Source organism: Streptomyces sp. NPDC005151, assembly GCF_053599875.1.
Window position 1 is genome coordinate 1 of the sequence record NZ_JBSFYR010000267.1, and the last position, 1,161, is coordinate 1,161.

A 1,161-nucleotide genomic window follows, 5' to 3' on the forward strand; every position below is an offset into this window, starting at 1 on the left:
TCATCAGCCGACGAGACAGCGGGAACGCGCGATGAAAGGCTTCCGCTCCGCCGGCGGTGCACAACGCTTCCTGTCCGCGTTCAGCGGCATCTCACTCCACGTCCGACCCCGCCGCCACCTCCTCACCGCCGCCGAACACCGCCTCGAGATGACCGTCCGCTTCACCATCTGGGACCAGGTCACCGGCGCTGCCAGTCGACCCGCCGCGGTCTGAACCCAGGCCCGGCACCCGGCCCCACCACACCCCGACACACCGTCAGCACCCACGCACGCAACAACGTGACAGTGCCCAATGAGCCCTTCGGCTCCGCGGTGGTCCGCCGTCAACGGGTGCTTCGTCCCGCAGGCCCGTTCACCCCGTCGATGGCCGCCCGGCCGGGAGAGATTGTGCAGATCGATTCCACCCGGCTGGACGTGCTGGCGGTCCTGGACGGTGGTGTCGTCGCTCGTCCTGGCTTTGTTGGTGAGTTACGGGATCAGGCACACATTCCGTGAGGATGATCAACGACTCTGAGAGTCGTCACCAGGCGAAGTGACGGCGTTCAATCAGCCCAGCCCTCGGTGTTCGAGTACGACTCGTAGGAGTAGCGCGTGTCGCGGTCCCACTCCTCACCGGTGATGAGCTTGTATGCACGGTCTGGTGTGTAGAGCAGGCTCTCAGCCCAAATGAGGTTGGTGGCGTAAGGGGCGAATGCCTCGGGGGCTTGGAGGACGCTGTCGAACACGGTACGGCCGTCGGCGACGACCGCGGCACGTGTGTAGAGGAAGGCGTCCTCGGACAGGTCCTGTCCGTACTCCTTGCGGTCCAGCTGGTAGAGCTTCCATGACAGTTGTTCGGCGAAGCCGATGACCAGCGACAACGGGGACTGGGCAAGGCGCTCGGTCACGGTGGCTGCAAGAAGCTCGGCGTCAGGGTCAGGTTCCGGGGGCCTGCACTCTTCGATGAGCTGCCAGAAAGCGTCTTCGTTCATGATGGCGAGCATGACGTAGGGGTCTGACATCCCGACTTCCGGGTCACCTGTTTGCTGCTGTCTCAGTGCGTTGTGGCAAACCGGATTTCGTTCGAGCCTGAGTTCCGCAGTTGAGGTGGCGCTCTAGTACGCGAATATGGGGTTTGACCTGCGGATATGCCGGAGCACACGCCGGATCGGCGTGTGTCTA

Annotated in this window: 1 protein-coding gene and 1 pseudogene; one reads left to right on the forward strand and one right to left on the reverse strand. The window is 63.8% G+C overall.

Going from position 1 to position 1,161, the window contains the following annotated elements; all coding sequences use genetic code 11:
- Window positions 1–214, forward strand: a pseudogene (locus ACWD6R_RS40630) (IS6 family transposase); the annotation flags it as partial.
- Window positions 215–542: 328 nt separating this feature from the next.
- On the opposite strand, the gene ACWD6R_RS40635 reads toward ACWD6R_RS40630, so the two are convergent.
- Window positions 543–971 carry a DUF4240 domain-containing protein gene (locus tag ACWD6R_RS40635; RefSeq protein ID WP_451823354.1) on the reverse strand — a complete coding sequence of 143 codons (429 nt, stop codon included), beginning with the start codon at window positions 969–971 and terminating at the stop codon, window positions 543–545.
- Window positions 972–1,161: the final 190 nt, after the last annotated feature.

Bases quoted from the DNA above. Each gene is read 5' to 3' on its own strand.
- ACWD6R_RS40635 (WP_451823354.1), bottom strand. From the start codon at position 971: ATGAACGAAGACGCTTTCTGGCAGCTCATCGAAGAGTGCAGGCCCCCG.